The sequence below is a fragment of the Xanthobacter sp. BG11Y11_SDJG genome, from assembly GCF_057364445.1.
Map to the genome: position 1 here is coordinate 1 of NZ_JBNFNU010000370.1, position 4,191 is coordinate 4,191.

Below are 4,191 nucleotides of genomic sequence, written 5' to 3' on the forward strand. Positions count from 1 at the left end.
CCGTCCCGGTGCGGCCGCACGCAGGCGCGTTCAGCGCCTCCGCCGCCTCGCGCGCGCCGCGCCCGCGCCGCAGCGCGTCCAGCAGTCGCGATGAAGGCGCGGTCGGGTCTGGCGGTGCACGTGGGTGAAGGGGACGCCGTCCGTCTCCTGCTCCGCCAGCGCCTTGGACTGGAAGGCGAACGGGCCCTCATAGCCCATGCGGCCCGAGCATCTCCTGCTCGGCCATGGGCACCACCGGCGGCAGTTGCAGGAAGTCGCCCACCAACACCATCTGCACGCCGCCGAACGGCTCGGAAGTGTCGCGCGCGATGCGCAGCGAGATGTCCACCGCGTCGAGCAGGTCGGCGCGCACCATCGAGATCTCGTCGATCACCACCCGGTCGAGCTTCTTGAGGAGGCGGCGCACCTGCACGCGCGGCTTCACCTCGTCCGGGTTGAGCAGGCGCGGCGGGATGCCGAAGAAGGAATGGATGGTCTGTCCGCCCACCTGGAGCGCGGCGACGCCGGTGGGGGCGAGGAACACCTGCCGGCCGCGCGGTTCGCGCCGCAGGCGGTGCAGGAAGGTGGTCTTGCCGGTGCCGGCCCCGCCCAGCACCATCACCACCCCGCGCGCCGCGGTCGATGGCGGCGAGCGCGCGGGCGGACTGGGCGTCGCCATCCGCGGGTTCGCCGTCCGTGCGTTCGATCTCGCCGCCGGCGCCGGTCAAGGCCCCGCTCAGGCGAGCAGACCCGCCTCGCGGGCGAGGTCGAGCAGGTTGCGCTGCGGCCGGGCGCCCATCTGCGAGATGATCTCCGCCGCCGCCAGCGCGCCGAGGCGCAGCGAGGTGGCCGGGTCGAGCCCGCGCGCATGGCCCACCAGGAAGCCGGCGGCGAACAGGTCGCCGGCGCCGGTGGTGTCCACCACCCGCTCCACCGGCCGCGACGGCACCGAGACCACGGCGCCCGGGGTGACGAAGGAGGCGCCCTTCTCCGAGCGCGTCACCACCGCCTGCTTGGCATCCTTGCGCAGGGCCACCAAGGCGGCGTCGAAGTCGGCGGTCTCATACAGCGACTTCAGCTCCGCCTCGTTGCAGAACACGAGGTCCACGGTGCCCGAGCGGATGAGCTCCAGGAACTCGCCGCGGTAGCGGTCGACGCAGAAGGCGTCCGAGAGCGTGAGCGCCACCTCGCGGCCGGCGCCATGGGCGATGCGGGCGGCTTCGAGGAAGGCGTCCTTCGCCGCCGGCGGGTCCCACAGATAGCCTTCGAGATACGTGACCTTCGCGCTTTCCACCATGGCGGCGTCGATCTCGGCGGTGGTGAGGTTCTGCGCCGCGCCGAGATAGGTGTTCATGGTGCGCTCGCCGTCCGCCGTCACCAGGATCAGGCAGCGGGCGGTGGCCGGGCCGTCGGTGGCGGCGGGGGTGACGTAGGCGACGCCGGCGGCGCGGATGTCGTGGCCGAACACGGTGCCGAGCACGTCGTCCTTCACCTTGCCGATGAAGCCGGCCTTGCCGCCCAGCGAGGCGATGCCGGCGGCGGTGTTGGCGGCGGAGCCGCCGGAGGCCTCGGTGCCCGGCCCCATGGCGCCATAGACCGCCTCCGCCCGTGCCTCGTCGATCAGCGTCATGCCGCCCTTGGCCATGCCGTGGGAGGCGAGGAAGTCCTCCTCCGCGCGGCGAGCACGTCGACGATGGCGTTTCCGATGGCGAGCACGTCGAGGCGGGGGCTGGTCACGGCGGGGCGGTCTCCGAATGGAATCGCCGGTCTTGTGCACGCCGAGGCGTTGTCGTGCAAGCAGTCTTAACCTTTACCGGTAGAATAAGCGGCGTGCGGCGAGGCTGGGCGGCCGCACGCGGCGGGTGCTGGAGCGGACGCGAGCGCGGCCGCCCGGGTCGCCGGGCGTGCACGGTCACGCAGGGTTCCACGAGGAGAACGATCGGTGACGGATCTGGCCTCTGGTTTCGCGGCTGGGGAGATGCGCGAAGGGCGCGGGGGCTGGGCCGCCATGTCCGCCGTCGCCCAGAGCATGCGCGAGCTTCTTGAGCGCATCGGCCATCGGGCGCCGGAGCCGCCCCGCGGCGGCTCCATCTGGGATCTGAGCCCGGAGGAGGTGCGCCAGTCGGTCGCCTCGTTCGAGCGGCTCGTGGCCGCGCTCGCCGAGGCGGGTCCCGGCGCCGCGGGCGGCCGGGACGCCCAGGAACATCAGGCATTTTGACAGACGGGGGCATGAGATGAGCCCCCGCGTCGACGAGGCCCCGGCGGCCGCGCCGACACGCTGGGAGCCCGGCGTTGACCGCGGCGGCGGTATGCCGGTAGACCACTTGTCGCAGAAGGATGGCGGGGCCTCGCAGCGAGTGGTAAATGGCGGCGAGAGTGCCGAGCGTTCGCACGAGGACCCCATGTCTCGCAGGTATTTCGGAACCGACGGCGTGCGCGGCCGCGCCAATGCCACGCTCACGGCGGACCTCGCCTTGCGCGTCGGCATGGCGGCGGGCCTCGTGTTCAGCCGCGGCGATCACCGCCACCGGGTGGTGATCGGCAAGGACACGCGCCTGTCCGGCTACATGCTGGAGACCGCGCTGGTCGCCGGCTTCACCTCCGTGGGCATGGACGTGTTCCTGCTCGGACCCATGCCGACCCCGGCCGTGGGCATGCTGACGCGCTCCATGCGCGCCGACCTCGGCGTGATGATCTCCGCCTCGCACAACCCGTTCGACGACAACGGCATCAAGCTGTTCGGTCCGGACGGCTACAAGCTCTCCGACGAGGTGGAGCGGGAGATCGAGAGCCTGGTGGGGCAGAACCTCTCCAAGAAGCTGGCCAAGCCCGCCGAGATCGGCCGCGCCAAGCGGCTCGAAGGCGTGCATGCGCGCTACATCGAATACGCCAAGGGCACGCTGCCGCGGAACCAGTCGTTCGAGGGCATGCGCGTGGTGGTGGACTGCGCCCACGGCGCCGCCTATCGCGTCGCCCCCGAGGCTTTGTGGGAGCTGGGCGCGGACGTGATCTCCATCGGCGTCGAGCCGGACGGCCTCAACATCAACCGCGACGTGGGCTCCACCGCCACCGCCGCGCTGTCGGCGAAGGTGCGCGAGGTGCGTGCCGACATCGGCATCGCCCTCGACGGCGACGCCGACCGAGTCATCATCGTCGACGAAAAGGGCCATGTGGTGGACGGCGACCAGCTCATGGCGGTGGTGGCCGAGAGCTTCAAGGTGGACGGCCGCCTCTCGCGCGACGGCATCGTCGCCACCGTGATGTCGAATCTCGGGCTGGAGCGCTATCTCGCCAGCGAGGGCCTGACGCTGGCCCGCACCGCCGTGGGCGACCGCTACGTGCTCGAGCGCATGCGGGCCGACGGCTACAATGTGGGCGGCGAGCAGTCCGGGCACATCATCCTGTCCGACTATTCCACCACCGGCGACGGCCTCGTGGCCGCGCTTCAGGTGCTGGCGGTGGTCTCGCGCAGCGGCAAGCCGGTGTCCGAAGTGTGCCACCGCTTCGAGCCCATGCCGCAGATCCTGAAGAACGTGCGCTACGGCTCCGGCAAGCCGCTGGAGAACGAGGCGGTGAAGAAGGCCATCGCCCGCGGCGAGCAGCGCCTGTCCAACACCGGCCGCCTCCTCATCCGCCCCTCGGGGACCGAGCCGGTGATCCGCGTGATGGGCGAGGGCGAGGATCGCGAACTGGTGGAGACCGTGGTGGACGAGGTCATCGACGCGCTCCAGCGCGTCGCCGCCTGAGGGCCCTCCCGGCGCCGGCGCGGGCCGGCATGCTTCGAAAATTGCGCCGCGTCTCCTCGCTGGGCGCAGATGGCGATGCCCCAATGCCCACCCCCGGCTCCTTTTCGCTCTCCCGCGCGGGAGAGGGGGCCGGGGGTGAGGGGGCGCGCGGAGCGCTCTGCGCGGGCTGCGGGGCGGACCAAAAGGCGGCGGCGAAACCCCTCACCCCGCCCTCTCCCGCAAGGGAGAGGGGGCGCGAACGGGTGGGGCGGCGCCCGATTTCTGACAGCGGCCGCTGATTCCTGGTCTCGCCGTCGCACGCCGACTCCGCCGCCCGGCTGCGGAAGCCGGCCGGTGATGCCTCAATCCCCACCGCCTCAAACCGGTCGCCACTCCCCTCTCCCCCCGCGGAGAGGGGCCGGGGTGAGGGGCGCGCGGAGCGCATCTCGTGCGTGGCGGCTCGCAGGGCGGCGAACCCTCACCCCGG

Annotated in this window: 4 protein-coding genes and 1 pseudogene; 2 read left to right on the forward strand and 3 right to left on the reverse strand. The window is 72.1% G+C overall.

Annotated elements, in window-relative coordinates; translation table 11 throughout:
- Positions 1-30: 30 nt before the first annotated feature.
- From AC2W7M_RS20915 to AC2W7M_RS20925, 3 genes and pseudogenes are all read right to left on the reverse strand, one after another.
- Positions 31-198 carry a hypothetical protein gene (locus tag AC2W7M_RS20915; protein WP_486134598.1) on the reverse strand — a complete coding sequence of 56 codons (168 nt, stop codon included), beginning with the start codon at positions 196-198 and terminating at the stop codon, positions 31-33.
- Complete coding sequence (locus AC2W7M_RS20920; protein WP_486134600.1) at positions 188-658, reverse strand: AAA family ATPase; 471 nt, start codon at positions 656-658, stop codon at positions 188-190. The genes AC2W7M_RS20915 and AC2W7M_RS20920 overlap by 11 nt, the downstream gene beginning before the upstream one ends.
- Before the next feature lie 57 nt (positions 659-715).
- Positions 716-1,716 (reverse strand): annotated as a pseudogene (locus AC2W7M_RS20925) (adenosine kinase).
- A gap of 205 nt (positions 1,717-1,921) precedes the next feature.
- On the opposite strand from AC2W7M_RS20925, the gene AC2W7M_RS20930 reads away from it, so the two are divergent.
- Positions 1,922-2,197, forward strand: coding sequence for a hypothetical protein (locus AC2W7M_RS20930; protein ID WP_486134602.1), 276 nt, complete (start codon positions 1,922-1,924; stop codon positions 2,195-2,197).
- Between the two features lie 184 nt (positions 2,198-2,381).
- A complete protein-coding gene (gene glmM / locus AC2W7M_RS20935; protein ID WP_486134603.1) occupies positions 2,382-3,725 on the forward strand; it encodes a phosphoglucosamine mutase in 1,344 nt (447 codons plus the stop codon).
- Positions 3,726-4,191 lie beyond the last annotated feature (466 nt).

What these genes read in the sequence shown, in the direction of transcription:
- AC2W7M_RS20915 (WP_486134598.1), bottom strand. Translation starts at nt 198, where the DNA reads ATGGGCTATGAGGGCCCGTTCGCCTTCCAGTCCAAGGCGCTGGCGGAG.
- AC2W7M_RS20920 (WP_486134600.1), bottom strand. Translation starts at nt 658, where the DNA reads ATGGCGACGCCCAGTCCGCCCGCGCGCTCGCCGCCATCGACCGCGGCG.
- glmM (WP_486134603.1), top strand. Translation starts at nt 2,382, where the DNA reads ATGTCTCGCAGGTATTTCGGAACCGACGGCGTGCGCGGCCGCGCCAAT.